The 21,001-nt window shown below is 31.0% G+C and carries 20 protein-coding genes; 8 read left to right on the top strand and 12 right to left on the bottom strand.

Annotation, left to right across the window (positions count from 1 at the left end; all coding sequences use genetic code 11):
* Window positions 1–34: 34 nt before the first annotated feature.
* From L8W64_RS04480 to L8W64_RS04465, 4 genes are read left to right on the top strand one after another with little or no spacing between them, the layout of a single operon-like run.
* A complete protein-coding gene (locus L8W64_RS04480) occupies window positions 35–1,945 on the top strand; it encodes a hypothetical protein (protein WP_263672946.1) in 1,911 nt (636 codons plus the stop codon).
* Between the two features lie 10 nt (window positions 1,946–1,955).
* Window positions 1,956–2,381, top strand: coding sequence for a hypothetical protein (locus L8W64_RS04475; RefSeq protein ID WP_214135730.1), 426 nt, complete (start codon window positions 1,956–1,958; stop codon window positions 2,379–2,381).
* Window positions 2,382–2,384: 3 nt separating this feature from the next.
* On the top strand, window positions 2,385–2,690 hold the full coding sequence (locus L8W64_RS04470) for a hypothetical protein (RefSeq protein WP_039625032.1): 306 nt from the start codon (window positions 2,385–2,387) through the stop codon (window positions 2,688–2,690).
* 22 nt (window positions 2,691–2,712) lie between these two features.
* Window positions 2,713–3,579: a helix-turn-helix transcriptional regulator gene (locus L8W64_RS04465; protein WP_263672945.1), complete on the top strand. Its 867-nt coding sequence runs from the start codon at window positions 2,713–2,715 to the stop codon at window positions 3,577–3,579.
* On the opposite strand, the gene L8W64_RS04460 is transcribed toward L8W64_RS04465, so the two are convergent.
* From L8W64_RS04460 to purB, 7 genes are all read right to left on the bottom strand, one after another.
* Entirely contained in the window at window positions 3,576–4,667 is a 1,092-nt protein-coding gene (locus tag L8W64_RS04460) for a DNA adenine methylase (RefSeq protein WP_263672944.1), read from the bottom strand. The two genes, L8W64_RS04465 and L8W64_RS04460, sit on opposite strands and share 4 nt — an antisense overlap.
* A gap of 34 nt (window positions 4,668–4,701) precedes the next feature.
* Window positions 4,702–5,223, bottom strand: coding sequence for a translation initiation factor IF-3 (infC, locus tag L8W64_RS04455; protein ID WP_039617082.1), 522 nt, complete (start codon window positions 5,221–5,223; stop codon window positions 4,702–4,704).
* Complete coding sequence (gene thrS / locus L8W64_RS04450) at window positions 5,220–7,031, bottom strand: threonine--tRNA ligase (RefSeq protein ID WP_263672943.1); 1,812 nt, start codon at window positions 7,029–7,031, stop codon at window positions 5,220–5,222. Before thrS ends, infC begins: the two co-directional genes overlap by 4 nt.
* Before the next feature lie 106 nt (window positions 7,032–7,137).
* A complete protein-coding gene (locus L8W64_RS04445; protein ID WP_263659205.1) occupies window positions 7,138–7,944 on the bottom strand; it encodes an undecaprenyl-diphosphate phosphatase in 807 nt (268 codons plus the stop codon).
* Window positions 7,941–9,926, bottom strand: coding sequence for an OPT family oligopeptide transporter (locus tag L8W64_RS04440; protein ID WP_263672942.1), 1,986 nt, complete (start codon window positions 9,924–9,926; stop codon window positions 7,941–7,943). Before L8W64_RS04440 ends, L8W64_RS04445 begins: the two co-directional genes overlap by 4 nt.
* 15 nt (window positions 9,927–9,941) lie before the next feature.
* Window positions 9,942–12,317 carry a ribonucleoside-diphosphate reductase subunit alpha gene (locus L8W64_RS04435; protein WP_263672941.1) on the bottom strand — a complete coding sequence of 792 codons (2,376 nt, stop codon included), beginning with the start codon at window positions 12,315–12,317 and terminating at the stop codon, window positions 9,942–9,944.
* A 17-nt stretch (window positions 12,318–12,334) separates the two neighbouring features.
* Window positions 12,335–13,663 carry an adenylosuccinate lyase gene (purB, locus tag L8W64_RS04430; protein ID WP_263672940.1) on the bottom strand — a complete coding sequence of 443 codons (1,329 nt, stop codon included), beginning with the start codon at window positions 13,661–13,663 and terminating at the stop codon, window positions 12,335–12,337.
* Between the two features lie 79 nt (window positions 13,664–13,742).
* Here purB and L8W64_RS04425 point away from each other — a divergent pair, with 79 nt between their 5' ends.
* Window positions 13,743–14,645 carry an RluA family pseudouridine synthase gene (locus L8W64_RS04425; RefSeq protein ID WP_263672939.1) on the top strand — a complete coding sequence of 301 codons (903 nt, stop codon included), beginning with the start codon at window positions 13,743–13,745 and terminating at the stop codon, window positions 14,643–14,645.
* Here the strand turns inward: L8W64_RS04425 and L8W64_RS04420 are convergent.
* From L8W64_RS04420 to L8W64_RS04400, 5 genes are all read right to left on the bottom strand, one after another.
* Entirely contained in the window at window positions 14,642–15,271 is a 630-nt protein-coding gene (locus tag L8W64_RS04420) for a hypothetical protein (RefSeq protein WP_263672938.1), read from the bottom strand. The genes L8W64_RS04425 and L8W64_RS04420 overlap by 4 nt on opposite strands.
* A gap of 105 nt (window positions 15,272–15,376) precedes the next feature.
* A complete protein-coding gene (locus L8W64_RS04415) occupies window positions 15,377–15,661 on the bottom strand; it encodes a hypothetical protein (RefSeq protein WP_263672937.1) in 285 nt (94 codons plus the stop codon).
* Window positions 15,651–15,761 carry a hypothetical protein gene (locus tag L8W64_RS04410; RefSeq protein ID WP_087699086.1) on the bottom strand — a complete coding sequence of 37 codons (111 nt, stop codon included), beginning with the start codon at window positions 15,759–15,761 and terminating at the stop codon, window positions 15,651–15,653. Before L8W64_RS04410 ends, L8W64_RS04415 begins: the two co-directional genes overlap by 11 nt.
* Entirely contained in the window at window positions 15,758–16,828 is a 1,071-nt protein-coding gene (rlmN, locus tag L8W64_RS04405) for a 23S rRNA (adenine(2503)-C(2))-methyltransferase RlmN (RefSeq protein WP_263672936.1), read from the bottom strand. Before rlmN ends, L8W64_RS04410 begins: the two co-directional genes overlap by 4 nt.
* 8 nt (window positions 16,829–16,836) lie before the next feature.
* Window positions 16,837–17,370 (bottom strand): purine-nucleoside phosphorylase, encoded by a 534-nt coding sequence (locus L8W64_RS04400; RefSeq protein ID WP_133319097.1) that lies wholly within the window; start codon window positions 17,368–17,370, stop codon window positions 16,837–16,839.
* Window positions 17,371–17,460: 90 nt separating this feature from the next.
* Here L8W64_RS04400 and rsmA point away from each other — a divergent pair, with 90 nt between their 5' ends.
* From rsmA to L8W64_RS04385, 3 genes are read left to right on the top strand one after another with little or no spacing between them, the layout of a single operon-like run.
* On the top strand, window positions 17,461–18,282 hold the full coding sequence (rsmA, locus tag L8W64_RS04395) for a 16S rRNA (adenine(1518)-N(6)/adenine(1519)-N(6))-dimethyltransferase RsmA (protein WP_012660773.1): 822 nt from the start codon (window positions 17,461–17,463) through the stop codon (window positions 18,280–18,282).
* A complete protein-coding gene (locus L8W64_RS04390; protein ID WP_263665305.1) occupies window positions 18,248–20,206 on the top strand; it encodes a ribonuclease J in 1,959 nt (652 codons plus the stop codon). Before rsmA ends, L8W64_RS04390 begins: the two co-directional genes overlap by 35 nt.
* Before the next feature lie 9 nt (window positions 20,207–20,215).
* Entirely contained in the window at window positions 20,216–20,977 is a 762-nt protein-coding gene (locus L8W64_RS04385) for a pseudouridine synthase (protein WP_133319094.1), read from the top strand.
* Window positions 20,978–21,001: the final 24 nt, after the last annotated feature.

Raw genomic sequence — 21,001 nt, 5'->3', positions numbered from 1 at the left:
AGCGGAATTTCCGCTTTAAAATAAGGAAGATATCATGAATACTGTATCATTGTTTGATGAATTACTAGAAGAACTAGGGACACAAAGTTTAGCAAGATTACCCATCAATATATTTAATGTCAACTCATATGAAGCCTATATGGAAAGTGCAAAACTTACAACAAATATGCAAAAAGCTACGCAACAACATGGCAACAACCCAAATGGTTTTGGTCAATTTTATGAAACACTAGAAGTTGGTAAAGAAAACATCAGCAACGCATATAATAAAAATAAAAATAGAAGCTTCACAACAGATGAGCTTGCCGAAATAAGCAAAGTCTTCAAAGGGGAAAATATTGATCTATACAAAAAAGAGACAATTTTGGCAAATTATAGCGATGAAGAAATTAAAAATTTGACAAACAATGTCAATCTAGACAACTTAACCAAAACAAATCATACTATAGTAGATACCGTAACTTTAAACGAAAAAGGCGAAATAGCTAAAACAGAACAATTAAAAGCTGTTAATGATAGTATATTTGGAAAAGAATATAATAAATATTTTGAAGCGATTAAAAATGGAAATTTAGACTATATTAAAACTGATAAAGAAACTTACGAAAGGGCGCAAAAAGAGATAGAAAAATTAGAAAGCACTATAGAAAAAGCGCCTGAAGAAAAAAAATCAACTTTAGAAAAAAAACTTCAAGAATATAAAAGCAAATTTTCTTTTCTTACTCAAGGTAGTGAAAGAGAAAAAGCTGGCTATACACAAGAAGAAAGCAAAGATAAAACTATTACTATCAAAAAAAGTGATGATATATTTAGCAAAAAACATGAAGATGATTTTAATAAAATTAAAAATGGAGAAATAGATTATATTGTAGTCAATAAAAAAATATACGAAAATGCACAAAAAGAGATAGAAAAATTAGAAAGCACTATAGAAAAAGCATCCGAAGAAGAAAAAGAGTCTTTAAAAAAAGAACTTGAGACAAAGAAAGAGATTTTTAATCATTTAAAGAAAAACGAACCTACAAACCATACAGACAAAGATAAGGCCTTAAAAGAAGTATATATTATTCAAGCAAAACAAGCTGCCATAAATGTTTTTCAAACTGGAGCTAGTGATGCTGGTGTTGTTGTTCTTAGTACATTTGCAAGCGGTGTTATAGCTGAACTTAAAAGCGAATTTATAAAAAAAGAACATGAGGATTTTGAAGTAAGATTTAAGCGTTTGTTATCAAGAGTAATTGAAAGCGGGAAAGATGCTTTTATAAGAGGAGCTAGCTATGGTATTATAGATGTTATTGTTGGAATTGCTTCGCAATATTTTAAAAGAATTGGTGGGCACTTAAAAGCTTTGTGGAAAAATTTAAGAAGTAGTTTAAAATCTATATGGAATGCAATATATGCTTATATAACTGGTAAAATTAAAAGTTTTGATGAACTTATAAAAGTGATATTAAAATCTTTGTTTTCAGCTATCATGACTATATTTGCAATTGCCTTAGAAGAACAAATTTGTCAAGCATTAGGTGGAAGTCAATTAGCTCAAATTTTATCCATAGGAATATCCATTTTCATTTGTTCATTAGCTGTGGTTTTATTTTCTAAAACTGTTGAAATAACAATAAATAGTTTTGTTGCAATTTTTGCTAAGGCGAATTTAGCTAAAGCAAGAAGAAAAGAAGTTGAAATGGTTTTTGATAAAATCATGCCTAAAATGATAGAAAACCAAGAATCTTTGGAAATTTTCATAGATGATTATATGCGTGATTTAAAAAATACTAGCAATATGAGTTTTCAAGAATTACAAACCACCTTAAATAACAGTAACTATACACAAGCAAATCAATCTATTATAAACCTTGCAGAAAAATTTGGTGTTGATGATTTATTTAAAACACGAAAAGAATTTGATGATTTTATGTTTAGCAATGAAAATTTAAAAATATAAAAGGAATAAAATGGGATTTTTAGATACTTTAAAATCTATAGCAATTAGTGCAAAATGTGGAATTGGGTGGCACGGAGGAACTTACAGCAATGAAGAAGGAAAACCTCAATGCTATCTTTCAAAAACATGCCCTGACTGTAATGAATATATCAGTAAATACAATCACAACTTTGCAGAAAGAGTTATAACAGATCCGTACTCTTGCAGAGGTTATGAAGAATGTACTTATTGTCAGCACAGAGAATTTGGAACATATCACAAATTTGAAAAAGTAAGAAAAAATGAAAGATGTCAGATAATAGAAAAATGCTCTCAATGTGGAAAAGAACGTTTGGGCGATATACAGCATTCTTGGGTACAAATTCCTTTTACAAATAAAGATGCCTCTATTAATGGAAAAAGAAAATGTAGAGATTGCGGATATATTGAACAATAAACCATGCTAAACAAACTACCTCAACTTTTTTCATTGCTTTTTAGCTATAAATCAAACATCTTTGATATCATCTCAAAGCCAAAGCAAGCTTATACTTACACTAAGTTTGCTTTAGAGTTAAAAGAGCTTTATGAAAAAGAAAATGACAAAACAGAAGCCGCTTTTATCATCCTAGATAGAGTGCTTAAATTTAAAAAAGAAAACCCTGATGATTTTGATGATTTTTTAAAACTTATTCAAGAGCTTTTAACTACCTATGAAAACGATCCAAAAACAATCAAACAAAACATCAAAGATTTGCTAAAATAAACAAAAATACAAAAGGTTGTATATGGAAAAAGACAAGCTTTCTACGCGTTTAGTTTCTATACTGCAGTGTTTAAACAATGGCGAGCGTTTTAGCTTAGAAGAGCTTGCACAAGAATTTAATGTCAGCATTCGCACCATACAAAGAGACTTGCATGAACGCCTTGCTTTTATCCCTATAAAAAAAGAAAATGGAAAATACTTTTTAGAAGGCTATGTTTTAGGAAAATTAAGCTTTAAAGATATACAAAATTTTGCTATTTTAAGCGGTATAGGTAGGCTTTATCCTAGTTTAGATAAAGAGTTTTTAAACGACTTGCTTAATGAAAAAATCAACAAAGCCTTTTTAGTCAAAACTCAAAGCTATGAAACACTTGATAGAGAAATTTTTGAAGAACTAAGTGCAGCTGTCATAGCAAAATACCCCATTAGCTTTCACTACAAAGAAAAACACAGAAAAGCAAATCCATACAAACTCATTAATATTGACCACATATGGTATCTTTTAGCAGATGAAAACGATACTTTAAAAACCTTTACTTTTTCTAAAATCACGCAACTAAGAGTAGAAAAGAAAGAAAATTTTACCCCAAAAGAAGAGTTTTTAAAACAAATTCAAAAAGATCAAAGCAACTGGATTAGTAAAGAAAATAAAGAAGCTATTTTAAAACTTGATAAAAAAGCTAAAGAATATTTCTTAAGAAAAAATGCCCTTACTAAATACGAATTTATAGATGAGGATGAAAATTTTATTTACATCAAAGCATTTTATACCTATGATGATGAGCTTTTAAATTTGATAAGATATTGGATACCATATATTAAAATAAACAAACCTATTGCTTTAAAAGAAAAGCTTTTTGAGCAGTTAAATACATACATGCAAGATTAGCGTTTTTTTAACACATAAAGTTGTTCTTGTATATGCATAGAGCGTTTAGAGAGGTTTCTACTAGCTCTAAAGGCATTATACTTTTGCTCAAGCACAAAGCATTCTCCAAGACTTTGAAGTCTTTTTGTGAAATTTTCTTTTTTTACAAAACCCTCACAATTATAAGAAAGCAATACAATCTTAGCTTTTAAATCATTTATCAAATCAAACAAAGCATCTTCGGCTTTTTTTTCTTTGTTAAAAGCACTGCGGTTCCAGTCTTTTGGTATACCAGAAACCTTTGAGATTTCCTTTGGCTTTTTATAATTAGCGATTAAATTTAACATAAAATAATTTGATCCATAAGGGTGTTGATTATAAGGTGGGTCTAAATACGCCACATCAAAGCTATCAAGCTCTTTAGCTAAAACATTTGCATCTTTTTGAAAAACCTCATATTCACAAGTAAAATTTGAAAAAATAGGCATTTTTAAAGCTATATCGCCCTTTATACGACTAAGTGCGTTTGCTCCATTTCCTCCAAATTTTCCCACTCCATTTTTATCTTTATAAAAACCTTTAAAAACCCCGCTTGTATTTGCATGCACACTTGCTTCATAGATAAGCGGTGCGATAAAGTATTTTTGTATATTACTTGGCAAGCTTGAAATTTTTTCTCGCATAGAGTCTAAATACATCGCATTTTTAAGCGTGTAGAAAACTCTTTCATTCTTTTGGATACACTCATCATCATTTGGCGCATAAAGTTTGCTTATAAAACCTTTTTTGAGTTTTAAATCAGAAATTAAAAAATCATAATATTTTTGTAATTCTTGTAAAAATTGTGTATTTTGATTGCTTAAATAACACTCATTGATGATTTTAGAATAATCTTCCAAATCATTTGCCATGATAAAACTCGCATAAGACCTCACAAAACGCGAAACTACCCCAGAGCCACTAAATACATCACAAAAACTAAATTTGTCTTTTTTAAGCTCATTTTGTGCGAATTTGAAGCCTTGATTTAAAAACTCAAGCAAAGATCTTTTATTACCAAGATAAGTTATGATTTGTTCTTTTAAAAATTGTGGATTTTCTTCTAGCATAAGTTTAAAATACAAGCCTTAAAAAGGCTTGCGATTATTTTTTCTTTTTAGGAGTTACTAGCATATTTACATAGCGTCCTTCGAGTAAAGGCTCTTTGTCTCTATCTGCTATATCTTCAACCATTTGCCAAATTTTTTCAAGCAAAGCTACCCCTGCTTCAGGAGAGCCCATCTCACGACCTTTTAAAAACACTCTAAATTTCACATGCTTGCCTTGCTCTAAAAACTCGCTTGCATGTTTGACTTTATAATTAATGTCATTTTGAGCAATTTTCACAGAAAGTTTGATTTCTTTTATATCAATAACTTTTTGTTTTTTCTTTGCTTCTTTTTGTTTCTTTTCTTGTTGATAACGAAATTTTCCATAATCCATTATCTTACATACAGGTGGTTTGGCTTCAGGGGCTATCATCACCAAATCAAGCCCTAGTCTATTTGCTATATCTAGTGCTTCATCACTACTAATAATGCCATAAACCTTGCCATCATCACCTATACATCTGATCTCATCTGCTTGAATTTCTTCATTTAGCAATACTTCTTTTTCTTTACTCAAAAGCGTACCTCACTTAATTTCTCCTTTGTTAGGGTTATAAATTCATCTAAAGTCATTGTTTTTTGTTCTTTTGCTCTTCTATCTCTTAAAGCCACACTTTTGTTTGCTACTTCTTCATCGCCTAAAACAAGTATCATAGGCACATGTGCTTTTTCGGCTGTGCGGATTTTTTTATTTAAGCTTTCATTTTTATTATACACTTCACTATCAATGCCAAGTTCTAAAAGTTTTCTTGCTATTTCTTTTGCATAATCATGATGATTTTGCGAAATAGGCACTATAGCTACTTGAGTTGGCGCTATGAAAAATGGCAACTCACCCGCACAATGCTCTACTAAAATTCCTATAAATCTTTCAAAAGAACCTAAAATAGCACGGTGAAGCATTACAGGTTGTTTTTTCTCATTATCTGCGTCTGTGTATTCGAGTTTAAAACGGCTTGGTAAGTTAAAATCTACTTGTATAGTTCCACACTGCCATTTTCTTTTTAGTGCATCAGTGATTTTAATATCGATTTTTGGACCATAGAAAGCTCCACCACCCTCATCAATGCCATATTTTAAATCTTGTTCATCTAAAGCTTCTTTTAAAGCCTTTGTAGCTATGTCCCAAATTTCATCATCACCTATTGCTTTTGCTGGACGTGTTGAAATTTCCATTTCATAATCAAACTCAAAAGCCTTCATCAAAGTATCAACAAAGCTTAAAATTTCTAAAACTTGTTCTTTTATCTGACTTGGCATACAAAAAATATGCGCATCATCTTGAGTGAATTCTCTTACCCTAAAAAGCCCGTGTAAAACTCCACTTTTTTCATGGCGGTGCACCACGCCGTATTCAAAAAATTTCAAAGGTAAATCGCGATAACTTCTAACATCACTTTGATAAATTTTAATATGTCCTACACAATTCATCGGCTTAATGCCATATTCTTGCTCATCAATTTGCGTAAAATACATATTTTCTTTATAGTTTGCATAATGCCCACTAATTTTCCACGCATCAGCTTTTAAAAGTTCAGGCCCACGCACAGGCTCATAGCCTCTTAATCTATGTGCTTTATATAGCAAATGCTCTAATTTGCTTCTTAATTTTGCACCATTGCTAAGCCATATAGGAAGCCCACCACCTATTTCATCATCAAAGGCAAAAAGCTTCATTTCATTACCAAGTTTTCTATGATCTCTTTTTTTAGCTTCTTCAATAATTTTTAAGTATTCATTTAAACTTTCTTTATCTGCAAAGGCAGTACCATAAATTCTTGTGAGCATTTCTCTTTTTTCATCACCACCCAAATACGCTCCCGCTACACGAGTAAGTTTGAAAAATCTTAAATATCTAGTATTTGGTACATGAGGTCCACGGCATAAATCTTCAAATTCGCCTTGCTTATAAATACTTACTTTTCCATCAGGAATTCTTAGTAAAACTTCTTGTTTTAAATCATCATTAGCAAATTTTTCTTTAACCTCAGTCTTTGAGAGTTCATATTTTGTGATGTCTAGCTTTGCTTCAGCTAGTTCTTTCATTTTCTTTTCGATTTTGCTTAAGTCTTCTTCTGAAATCTTACTATCAACTCTAAAATCATAATAAAACCCATCTTCTATCACAGGTCCTACGAAAAATTTAGCCTCTGGATACAAACTTTTAATCGCTTGAGCCATTAAATGCGCACAAGAGTGGCGGATAACTTCTAAACTTTCTTTAGAGTTATCAAAATAAATCGGAGTTAAATTTGTATCATTGTTAAAACTTTGAGTATCTACTAAAGTTTCATTATTTGCATATGCAATTATATCTTTTGTCATTTCTACCCTTAACACTCACTAACCTTGTGAGCTTAAATTAAAATATAAGACTAATTTTAGCTATGAAAAACTTAAACTTTTTTTAAATAAAGGATATTTTTATATTTCAAACACCTGTTCTTGATATATCTAAAGTACCACTCATAAAAAGGTATAAAAATACAAAACCTAAAATTATCCTATAAATTCCAAAAGGTATGAAGTTTATCTTGCTGATTAATTTTAAAAATATTTTAATTACTATAAAAGCCACTACAAAAGCTGTTATAAAACCTATGGCTAAAGGAATAAAATTATTCATATTGCTTAGAACTTGTGGTTCTTTATAAATGCTATAAGCTGTTGCTATAATCATAGTAGGAATTGCAAGCAAAAATGAAAATTCAGAAGCAACTTTGCGATCAAGTCCGAGCAATAACCCACCTATGATACTTGCTCCACTTCTTGAAGTACCTGGTATAATAGCAAGAGCTTGAGTTAAACCTATCAAAAAAGCTTGTTTATAACTTACCTCATCTAAAGAGTGGATTGTATAGTCTTTTTTTCTATGTTTAAGTTCTATGATGATAAAAACAATCCCACCAATGATTAACATAGTAGCCACGGTATAGCCATTAAATATTTCTTTTAAAAACTTATATGCTATAAAACCCACCCCACCTGCAGGCAAAAAGCCCACAGCAAGTTTTAACCAAATATCAAGTTTTTGAGTTAGTTTTTCTTTAAAAATAAAAATCACCGCTAGTATAGAACCAAGCTGAATGATAATAAAAAAACTTCTCCAAAAATCATCTATATTTAAACCCAAAATTTCAGCACCCAAGATCATATGCCCAGTAGACGAAACAGGTAAAAATTCTGTCAGACCCTCAATGATTCCTAAAATCAAAGCATAATAATAATCTAAATTCATTTTTTAAGCACTCTTCTTGCAAAAATTAGCATAATCGCTATAAATACTACAAAACCTATAATCCCATCATCTTTAAATGAAGTTGCAATAGCAAGCGGATCTTCAGCTCCACCTCTACTAATAGAAAGCACAGTTAAACCAGCTATTAATACTCCAAATATACTCTCACCCACTATCAAACCAGAGGCAAATAAGGTTCCTTTTTGCTCATGCTCTTGAATAAGTTCTTTTTTATGAGCATTTTTAGCATATCTTTGCTCCAAACGCTTTTTAATTAAATATGCCAATAATCCACCTATAAACAAAGGCATATTAACAGCAGGTGGTAAATATATACCTATACCCACAGCTAAAGGTGGTAAAGACATATTTTTCTTTCTTAATAAACGATCGACAATGATTATACCAACACCCACAAAAGCTCCCGCTATAATATAACCCCAATCAATGTTAGCGTTAAAAATACCTTGAGCTATAGTGCTCATTAAATTTGCTTGTGGTGCAGCAAGTGCATTTGCCTCATCCATTCCTTCTCTTGGCATTGCACCCACAAAACCATAAGCTTGGTATAACAAATTTAAAACAGGAGCTATAGCTAAAGCTCCAAACACACAACCTATAATCAAAGAAACTTGTTGTTTCCAAGGAGTTACACCCACTAAATAGCCAGTTTTTAAATCTTGTAAATTATCATTAGAAATAGCAGCAGTTGCCAAAATAACACTAGTAGTAAATATAGCAAAAGCAATAGCAAATTTAGACATTAAAGGATCACTAAATAAATCTGCTTGATAACCCAAAAGTAAAATAATCAAAGAAGAAATCATAATCCCAATTAGTCCTATACCCGAAATAGGAGAAGATGATGAACCCACTAAACCTGCCATATATCCACAAGCAGAAGCTACAAAAAAGCCTATAAAAATAGCTACTAAAGTTCCCACCAAAGCAAAAAGAATTTGATAGCCACTTGCTAAATTTGAATCAGCCACAAAAGCATAAAATGAAATAAATAAGCCTATACACATAAGCACAAATAAACCTAGCATAGCTTTTAAAGATAAATCCATATCTTTAGGATCTTGTGAGAGGTTTAATGAGGTTTTTTTAAGCATATTTTTCATACCATCATATACAGGCTTTGCAAGTTCTATTAAAGTCCATAATGCTGCTATGGCAATAGCTCCTGTACCTATTAAGCGTACTTTTTGAGCCCAAATTTGATTAGCTATATCAAGTGCACTTAAGCTTACATCAAAACTTTCTTTAGCAGAAAAATATGGCACAAAAACCATCCAAGCAAGCACCATACCCACAAGCAATGCAACACCTCCGGCTATACCTACTAAGTATCCAGCACCCAAAAGTGCCACCGAATAGCCCATAGAAAATCCAAAAGTCATTTTTTGCCAAATAAATGCAAAACTACTTCCACTTGAAAGTAGTTTAAAGCCACTTGAAAAAAGGCTTACAATAGAAGCTAATACTACACCAAGTGTGATTTCTTTTAAGCCCACCTTTCCTTTTTTATCAGCTTGATCTTTATTAGCCACTTTTAAAATTTCAGCAGCAGCCCTTCCTTCAGGATAAGCCAATTTACTCTCTACTACCATAGCTCTACGCAAAGGTATAGTAAAAAGCACGCCTAATCCACCTCCGCAAAGACAGAGCATAAAGGTAAGCCAAAGTGGAAATTCAAACCAATACCCACATATAAAAAGGCCCGGTATAACAAAAATCACAGCCGAGAGCGTACCTGCAGCTGAAACTTGAGTTTGAACCATATTATTTTCTAAAATATTAGAATCTTTAAAGATTTTTAAAACAGCCATTGCAATTACAACAGCAGGAATAGAAGTAGAAAAAGTAAGACCAACTTTAAGCCCCAAATATACATTTGAGGCAGTAAAAATAATCGTTAAAATACTTCCTAGTATTATACCCCTAAGCGTAAGCTCCGGTAGTGAGTTTTTTGCATACATTTTGTTTCTCCATTTTTATTGACAACCTTCACATTCTATAGTTCTATCAACCACATCATCATTTACTTTTTGACTATCAGGACTTTCGCTTCTTAGATAGTAAGTTGATTTAACACCTAATTCCCAAGCAAGTTGATAAATTTCATTTAAATATCCACCGCTTGCTTTATCTAAAGAAACAAAGATATTTAATGATTGACCTTGATCAATCCATTTACCACGAATCGCTGCTGCTTTTACTAAGATTTTTTGATCAAGCTCATAAGCAGGAGTATAATACTGCCAAGTATTAGCGCTTAAATTTGGCACCACAGTTGGTATCATACCACTTAAGTTTTGCTCAAACCATTTTCTTTTATATACAGGCTCAATTGTTTGAGTAGTACCCACTAAAATCGAGATAGAAGAAGTTGGCGCTATAGCCATTAAATAACCATTTCTTATGCCATCTCTTTTTAGTTTTTCTCTTAATTTTTCCCAATCACACTCGCTTTGATCAAACAAACCTTCACTTGCGGTAAGTTTTTTAGCATTTTCATTTGCCACATCAATTGGTACTATACCTTTACTCCAATTTGATCCTTCAAAGTCAGGATAGTTTCCTTTTTCTAAAGCTAAATTTGAGCTAGCTAAAATCGCCTCATAGCTAATCATCTCCATAATACGATCAATTTTTTCAAAATGCTCATTAGAACCCCAATAAATTTGAGCTTCAGCCAACATTTGCGCTTCACCCATTACACCAAGTCCTATAGCGCGTGATTTTAAGTTGGTATTTTTAACCTTTACATGGGGATAAAAATTCAAATCAATCACATTATCAAGCATTCTTATCGCTGTTGGTACTATTCTTTGGATATCTTCTTTAGTGTTGATTTTACTTAAGTTTATACTTGCAAGATTACAAACTGCGGTTTTTCCTTCGTTTTTATATTTTTCTACTATATAAACTTTTTTACCATTAATACTATCTAAAGTAGAAACTTTCTTAGCAAGCTTTTTATACCCTCCATCTATTGCAAGCTCTTCATCCTCATCTAAATGAAGCTCTGTTTTATCATCAAATACAATTTTGATTTGATAATAATTTGGATCTGTATTTTGAAAAATTTCTGTACATAAATTTGAACTTCTTATAATTCCTGCGTGGGAATTTGGATTTGTTTTGTTTGCACTATCTTTAAAACATAAAAATGGCATACCTGTTTCAAAATAAGATAAAAGTATTTTTTTCCAAAGCTCTTTTGCATCTATAATTTCTTTAGCTATGCTTTCATCTTTTTCAAATTCTTCGTATTTTTTCTCAAATTCTTCACCATATAAATCACATAAACTTGCAGTATCAGCAGGATCAAAAAGCGTCCATTTACCATTTGTCCTTACTCTTTTCATAAATAAATCATTAATCCACAAAGCAGGGAAAAGTTCATGCGCTCTTCTTCTTTCTTCGCCAGAATTTTTACGCAAATCTAAAAAGTCATTAATATCCATATGCCAAGGTTCGATATATACAGCAATCGCCCCTTTTCTAGTACCAAGTTGATCAACAGCAACGGCTATATCATTAGTGATTTTTAAAAATGGTATGATCCCGCCTGCTGCGTTTTTATGCCCATCTATACTTCCACCCATAGCACGCACCTTGGACCAATCCCAACCTATACCACCGCCAAATTTAGATAAGAGTGCCATTTCTTGATAGGAATCAAAAATCCCTTCTATATTATCAGGTGTGCTTCCTATATAACATGAGCTTAATTGGTGTCTTGTAGTTCTTGCATTTGAAAGGGTTGGAGTTGCAAGCATTACTTCAAAAGTTGAGATCAAATCATAAAATTTTTTAGCCCAAGTTTGAGAATCTAATTCATTTTGTGCTAAAAACATCGCAATAGCCATAAACATTTGTTGTGGTAATTCTATAGGCATACCTTTAGAATCTTTAATCAAATACCTATCATATAAAGTTTTTATACCAAGATAAGTAAATTGCAAATCACGCTCTGGCTTGATATAAGCATTAAGATCATCTAAATCATATTTTTCTTTTAGGCCGATTAAAATCCTACCTTCTTTTTCGCCTTTTTCAAGGTATTCTCTTAAATGCTTATACCCATTATAACCACTTACTTTTTTATATAAATCATACAAAAACAATCTTGCAGCAACAAAGGTCCAATTAGGTCTATCAATATCTATTTTATCTACTGCTGTTTTTATAAGAGTTTGTTGGATTTCTTCTGTTGTTATACCATCACGAAATTGAATTTTTGCATCTACTTCAAGCTCACTTTGACTTACATTTTCTAAATTTGCCACCGCGTCGGTAGTATATTTTTTAATCTTAGAAACATCTAACTCTTCAGTTCTTCCATTTCTTTTTAATACTTTCACTCACAACCCCTAGTTTATTATTTAAAAGTTCTTTCAAAAATTTTATCTACATTTTTAGTATAGTAGTTATAATCAAAGCAATTTCTAATATCTGCTTCACTTAAAGAATTTTTCAAATCCTCATCAGCTAATAAAGCTAATAAAAACAAACTCTCGCCTTTTTCATTTAAAGCAGGCTTACCATTTTGTAAATCAGCCCAAACTTTCATAGCATTTCTTTGAACAATCTTGTAAGCTTCTTCTCTGCTTGTACCTTTAAATGGAAGTTCAAGCAATACTCTTTGAGAAAATACAAGCCCTCCAGTTAAATTTAAATTTTTCATCATATTTTCTGGATATACCAAAAGCTTTTCTATCACACCGCATAATCTTGAAAGCATAAAATCAGTCGTGATAAAAGCATCAGGTAATACAAATCTTTCTACACTAGAATGTGATATATCTCTTTCATGCCACAATGCTACATTTTCTAAAGCAGGTGTTACATAAGCTCTTATCATCCTGCAAAGACCGGTAATATTTTCACTCAAAACAGGATTTCTTTTATGAGGCATAGCTGAACTTCCTTTTTGTCCTTGAGAAAAATATTCTTCAGCTTCATATACTTCTGTTCTTTGAAAATGGCGGATAGCAACAGCAATTTGCTCACAACTTGAAGCTAAAATAGCTAAAGCCGAGATAACCTGTGCGTAGCGATCTCTTTGTATAACTTGGTTTGAAACTGGTGCTGGCTTAAGATCTAAGTTTTTACAAACTTCTTCTTCAAATTCAAGCGGAGCATGAGCAAAATTTCCCATAGCACCGCTGATTTTTCCATAGCTAATCACTTCTTTTGCATGAATGATTAAATCTTTTGCATGAACTAGCGAATCATACCAAATAGCCAAAACCAAACCAAAAGTTATAGGCTCTCCATGAATTCCATGGCTTCTTCCTACCATTAAGGTATTTTTATGCTCATATGCTCTTGTTTTAATCGCTGCTAAAACTTGATCTAAATCTTGCAAGATTAATTCTAAACTATCTTTAATCTGCAAAGCAACTGCAGTATCAATACAATCTGAACTTGTCATCGCATAATGCACAAAACGACTTTCCTCACCCAAACTTTCACTTACACTAGTTAAAAAAGCGATAACATCATGTTTGGTAGTTTTTTCTATCTCATCTATTCTTGCTATATCAAATTTTGCATTTTTTATAATTTTTTCACAATCATCGTCTTTAATAAGACCAAGTTTATTCCACGCTTTCACAGCAGCTAATTCCACTTTTAACCACGCCTCATATTTTGCTTGCATGTCCCATTTTTTAGCCATGATTTCTCTGCTATATCTTTCAACCATTTTCAAGACCTTTTTTTATATAATTTTTTATGAAAAAATAGCTTGAATTTTATTATAAATTACCTAAGAAAGTTATTAAATGGCATATATAAAAAAGAAACTAGCAAATAATGGAAAAAAGGCATTTAGACTACTTATGGATGAGTTAAAAATTTCTATGCGTGAAGCACAAAAACTCATTGATAAAAAAAGACTATTTTGTGATGGAAATTTGGTAGAAGAAAAAAACAAATTTTTAGATGGTCTAGTAGAATTAATCATATATGAAAATAATCCCAAAGGATTAGAAATAATTTATGAAAATGAAGATTTTGCTGTAGTAGAAAAACCAAGCGGGGTGCTAACTCATCCTAATGGACGCAATTGTACTTATAGTCTTTGTGATGAAATTTGGCATTTATGGGGTGAAAAAGCTTGCGTGGCTCATAGATTAGATAAAGAAACAAGCGGGCTTTTGCTCATAGCTAAACATAAAAATGCACAAATTGAGTTAAAAACCATGTTTGAAAAAAGATTAGTGCAAAAAAGCTATCTTGTTCTAGTAAAAGGAAAAACTAAAAAAGAATTTATAGTAGATAAAAGCATGGATTTAGCTAAAGACTACGATGCAGTAAAAACTAGAATGCATATTTGTGAAAATGGTAAAGAAGCTTTAACGCAATTTTATACTTTAGAATATTTTGAAAATTTAGATGCCAGTTTAGTTTTAGCTAAACCTCTAACAGGCAGACAACACCAAATAAGACTACATTTGTTTCATGTGAAACATAAAATTTTAGGTGAACCTTTATATGGTTTAGAAAAAACACAAATAGAGCAAATACTTGATGGAAAAATGAGTAATATAAAAAGAGCTCAAATTACAGGTGCTAAAAGACTGCTTTTACACTCTTTTAGCTTAGAATTTACATATAAAAATCAAAAATTTTTGATACAATCTCAAAAAGATATAAAAGATGAATTTTTGAAAAATTTATCTTAATCTTTTTCTAATTTTAAAACCTTATCAGTTTGGATTGCAACTGCAATTTGCTTAGCTGGCTTACCATAATCCCTACAATAATCACAAGATTTATAAAAATCTTGAGAATAAAATTCAAAAAATCTTTCTTTAGAATCCTCTAAATTTAAAAAATCGCCATTAAATTCTTCAAGTCCTTTTAAACGTGATAAAGAACTTGATATAGGACAAACAAAAACAGCTCCTTTAGGTGCTAATTGTTTATTTTCTAAGCCCTCAGATGTCATCAAACTTACACATGGCATTTGACAATTACGATAATTTTTGATTATATCTTCTTTACTTCTACCACGTTTATAAATTTTTTCAGGATCACTCCAAGTAGAATTTTCACCACTAGAGTCCATAGAAAATGGAATTTTATTTTCTTTTAATTTTCTTAAAATGCTTTCTTGCTTTAGTGGAATTTTTAAATTTGGTGATCTTTTGTAATCTGAAATCGTAATTTTTCTAACCTTATTAGATTTTTTTAACTTTTTCATCAATTCATCTTTAAAATCAATAGTTGCATTAGTAACTAAAGAAAAAGTTAGTATTTTCTTTTGAGTATCTAAATAATCAATCAATTGTGGTAAATCTTTAAACAACAAAGGCTCTCCACCTATAATTCTAACCCTTGCGATAGAATCTACCTTAGATAAAAGTAGATCTAATGATTCTATAATACCCTCTAAAGTACAGGTATATTGATTTTATGGTGAAAAATACTGCATTAAATTGTTACATGATTCACAACGCAAAGTACATCTTGTAGTTAAAACTAATTCTAAATAAGGAATATCCACCTTACCTTCTAAAACCCTCTTTTCAAAGTATTTTTTCAAATAAAATTTTTTCATCAAAGCAGCATAAGGAACTTTAAAAATTCTAGCAATTCCTCTTTTACCATTTAAATAAGAAAAATACCAAGAAATATTTGGCTTTATATATCTATTTTGAAATAATTGATTTTCTAACAATTGTTTTTTATCTATCATTATTTTTCCCTTCATTTTTTAATACATAAATAATCCCACCAAGTCCTATGATCACTACTATGCTTATAAAAATAAGTTGGGCTATATCTAAAAAAGTCATTGTTTGCTCTGCCTTTCTTTAAGCTGTCCGCATGCAGCTGAAATATCAAGTCCCTTGCTTTCTCTTATCGTACAAGTAACACCTTTGGCACTTAAATAATCTTGAAATTTAACCGCATTTTCAACACTTGGTCTTTTATATAAACTTCCTTCGTGTGGATTAAAAAGTATTAAATTCACTTTGGCTTTTATACCATTTAAGAGCTTGACTAGTTCTTTTGCATGTTCTATTTTATCATTTATGCCATCGATTAAAAGGTATTCAAACATTACTCTTTTACGCTGATCTATAGGAAAATTTCTCACCGCTTCCATAATGCTTGCTATATTATAAGCTTTATTAATAGGCATTAATTCACTTCTAAGCTCATCATTTACAGCATGGAGCGAAATAGCCAAAAGCACACCTAAATTCATTTCTCCAAGCTCTTTAATTTGCTTTGCTAAACCACTTGTGCTTATAGTTTGTCTTCTAGGGCTTATCGCTAAAGCATCATTATCAGCTAAAATTTTAACTGCCTTAGAAACATTTTTAAGATTATCCAAAGGCTCTCCCATACCCATATAGACTATATTAACCCTTCTTTCATAAGGTATGTTGTTATGTTTTTTAATCCATAAAATTTGTCCTACTATTTCTCCTGCAGTCAAATTTCTTTTCAAACCGCCTTTAGCAGTCAGACAAAAACTGCACCCACTTTTACACCCCACTTGAGAGGAAACACAAATAGTATATCTTGCATGTTTGATGATTTTTCCATTTTCATCTACAAGCTCTTCTTTCATAGGTAGCAAAACAGCTTCTATTTTTTTACCATCTAAAAGCTCAAAAAGATATTTTATACTACCATCTTTGCTTTTTTCATCTTTCACACATTTTAAAGGTGAAAAATGAAAATTTTCTTGTAAATACGCTCTAAAGTCTTTTGGTAAAGATGACATTTGTAAAAAATCGTCTGCATATTTTTTATATAACCATTCAAAAATTTGCTTTGCTCTAAATTTTGGCTGGACTAAATTTTCTAATTCTTCTTTAGTAAAATCTAATATATTTTTTAATTCACTCAATTTTTTTCCTATATAAGTTTCTTATCTAACAAAAAATCTTTTAATAATTCTTTTGCTTCTTGATGATTTTTTAAAAAATCCTCATGTGCAAATTCATTACAAAAATTTGTAGCACATAAATAACAAATTCCTTCTATTCCTTGCATTTTTGCACAAGAAAGCACAGCGTATGCCTCCATATTTTCTATATGGACGCCTTTTTTAAAAAATTCTTGAGCAATATTTTCATCTTTGCAAATATAATTTGAAGAATTAATCATAGTTTCATGTGAAACATTTAATCTAATCTCATTTGCTATAGGTGTATAAAAACTATCAAATAAATCTGCGTATTCTAAATTTGCAGCATTAGAACTTTCATAAATGTCTAAAATTTTTCCTTCTTGGTAAATTCCACATGTACCTATAAAAATCACTCTATCTACTTTTACTTGACTTAAAATTTTACCTAGAGAAAAAGCAGAATTAACTAAGCCTACACCTATACTTTGTGCAAATTTAAAATCCTCATTTCCTCCTGCACACACTATAAGATTTTTCAAAAATTAACCTTTATAAAAAATAATTCAAATTTTATCTAATTAGCGCTTAAAATAATGCTATAATTAATATTTTTTAGATAAAATAAATTTATGATAAAAGCAAAAAAACATTTTGGGCAAAATTTTTTATGTGATAAAAGCGTGGTAGATAAAATCATCCAAGCCATACCCAAAGATACTAAAAATATAGTTGAGATTGGGCCTGGCTTAGGTGATTTAACGCAAGAACTTTTGAAAATTCCACAAGCTCATATTAGAGCTTATGAGATTGATAAAGATTTGATTCCTATTTTAAATAAAAAATTTCAAAATGAGATTGAAGGTGGAAATTTTGAGCTTATTCATCAAAATGCAAGTGATGCTTTTGATCAAGGAAGTTTAAGTGATAAAGAGTACTTTTTAGTAGCAAATTTACCATATTATATTGCTACAAATTTGATTTTAAAAGCCCTAGAAGATCAAAATTGCCTTGGGCTTATAGTAATGGTGCAAAAAGAAGTGGCACAGAAATTTTGTGCGAATGAAAAAGAAAGTAATTTTTCGGCCTTAGGGGTGCTTTGTGCATTAATATGCCAAAGACAAATGCTTTTTGATATACAGCCACAAAGCTTTAATCCTCCACCAAAAGTTACTTCAGCTGTAATGAAGTTAATAAAAACTACTCATTATCAGCAAAAATGTGAAAATATAGAAGCTTTTAAAGAATTTCTTAGAGCTTGTTTTCAAAATCCTAGAAAACAACTCTTATCTAATTTTAAAAATAAAAAAGAAAAAATTCTAAAAGCATTTGAAGCACTAGACATCTCTTCTACCTCAAGAGCTCATGAAATTAGCGTTGATTCATACCTTAAAATTTATGACTATTTAAAGGATGACTATGAGCGAAGAAAACAAAACTCAAGAACAAAATAAAACTAAAAGATTTAATAAATTTAGAAACAAAAGAAAAAAAGATTCACAAAATCAAGAGCAAAATAGCGAAATTAAAAATGAAACAAAAGTAGAAAATACTCAAACTGAAGCTAGCGAAGAAAAAAAGAAAAAGAAAAAAAATAGAAATTTACCATCTAAATTAAGCGGTAATGAAGAATGGCAAATAGAACTTGCCAAAAGTATAGAAGCTAATAAAATCATGCACGAGCTAAGACTTCACCCTTTAAAACACAACAACTCAAGCGAACATAAAATTCGTATTACACCTTTGGGCGGGCTTGGGGAAATCGGTGGAAATATCACTGTTTTTGAAACTAACAATGATGCAATTATCATTGATATAGGTATGAGTTTTCCAGATGGAACTATGCATGGAGTAGATATTATCATACCTGATTTTGACTATGTAAGAAAGATTAAAAACAAAATTCGTGCTATCATCATCACTCATGCTCATGAAGATCACATTGGTGCTGTGCCGTATTTTTTCAAAGAATTTCAATTTCCTATCTACGCAACACCTTTAGCACTAGGTATGATTTCAAATAAATTTGAAGAGCATGGTTTAAAGGCTGAGCGTAAATGGTTTAGACCTATAACAAAAAGACAAATTTATGAAATAGGTGAATTTAATTTAGAATGGATTCACATAACCCACTCTATCATCGATGCTTGTGCTTTGGCTATTAAAACTAAAGCAGGAACCATCATACACACTGGCGATTTTAAAATAGATCAAACACCAATTGATGGCTATCCAACGGATTTAAGTCGTTTAGCTCAATATGGCGAAGAAGGTGTGCTTTGTCTTTTAAGTGATAGTACAAACTCATATAAAGAAGGTTATACAAAAAGTGAAAGCTCCGTAGGACCTACTTTTGATCAAATTTTTGCCAAAACTAAAGGCAGGGTAATCATGAGCACCTTTAGCTCTAATATCCACCGCGTATATCAAGCTATTAGTTATGGTTTAAAATACGGCAGAAAAGTGTGTGTTATAGGGCGTTCTATGGAAAGAAATCTCTATACTACTATGGAACTTGGCTATATCAAACTTGATAGGAAAATTTTCATTGACGCTGATGAAGTAAGCAAATACAAAGACAACGAAGTACTAATTGTCACTACAGGAAGTCAAGGCGAGACCATGAGTGCTTTATATAGAATGGCAACTGATGAGCATAAATTTATCAAAATCAAACCTAGCGATCAAGTTATCATTTCAGCTAAAGCAATACCAGGTAATGAAGCAAATGTTTCTGCTGTGCTTGATTTTCTTTTAAAAGCAGGAGCTAAAGTAGCTTATCAAGAATTTAGTGAAATTCATGTAAGCGGACATGCTAGTATAGAAGAACAAAAACTCATGCTAACTTTAGTAAAACCTAAATTTTTCTTACCAGTGCATGGAGAGTATAATCATATCAATAAACACAAAGAAACTGCTCTAAAATGTGGTATACCTGAAAGAAACATCTACTTAATGAGTGATGGGGATCAAGTAGAGCTTTGTCAAAAATACATCAAACGCGTAAAAACAGTTAAAACAGGAAAAGTCTTTGTAGATAATCAAATCAACAAACAAATCGCAGATGATGTGGTAATTGATAGACAAAAACTCGCAGATAGCGGTATAGTTGTCATTATCGCCCAGCTTGATAAAGCAAGTAAAACACTAATTAATAAACCAAGAGTATTTAGTTATGGCTTGGTAGCTGATAAACAAGATGGAGCATTCTCAAAAGAAATGAGTGATGTTTTAAGTCAATTTTTCCCAAATGTAAAAGATGAAATTTTAGATAATCCAAAAGTTTTAGAAGCTCAAATTAGACAAGTACTAAGAAAGCATATTTTTAGAAAAATCAAAAAATATCCAACCATAGTACCAACTATTTTTGTGATGTAAAGTAAAATTATGAGAATTAATAAATTCATCTCACACAATAGCAAATATTCTCGCCGTGAGGCTGATGAGCTAATCAAGCAAGGCTTAGTAAAAATCAATAAAAAAACAGCCTTGCTCAGTGATAGTGTAAATACTGAAGATAAAGTTTTTATCAATGGTAAAAAACTCCATAAAAAAACACAATTTTCAGTCATCATTTATCACAAGCAAAAAGGCGAAATAGTTAGCAAAAAAGATGATAGAGGTAGAAAAACCATCTATCATACTTTACCAAAACAGTTTAGCACTTGGCTTAGCGTAGGAAGGCTTGACTTTGCAAGTGAGGGATTACTTTTACTAACTGATTCACCTGTAATAGCAGATGCACTTATGCATAGTGATTTAGAAAGAGAATATTACTTAAAAGTAAAAGGTAATATAGATAAAAATGTCATCGAAGCTATGCAAAATGGCTTAGAAATTCAAAATGAAAAAAAAGGGGCTCACGCCAAAACTAAAATAACCTCAATGAGTTTTGCTCCATTTTTAGGCTTTGAAATTTTTGGTTCAAGCGGAGGCTATACGAAACTAAAAGTAATCATTAATGAAGGTAAAAATAGGGAGCTAAGACGCTTTTTTGGACATTTTGATTTAGAAGTGATGGATCTTAAAAGAGTGGCATTTGGAGCATTAGATCTTGGTATGTTAAAAGCTGGTAAATATCGTTATTTGGAAAATGGCGAGTATGAAAAACTGCGCGATTTTTTAAAAATAAATGATATTAGGTATTAAAATTAATACTTTAAAAATACTTAA

The sequence above is a fragment of the Campylobacter sp. IFREMER_LSEM_CL1097 genome, assembly GCF_025772225.1.
GTDB lineage: Bacteria > Campylobacterota > Campylobacteria > Campylobacterales > Campylobacteraceae > Campylobacter_D > Campylobacter_D lari_D.
The sequence above is the reverse complement of the archived record's forward strand: the minus strand, read 5'-3'. Positions and strand labels throughout refer to the sequence as shown.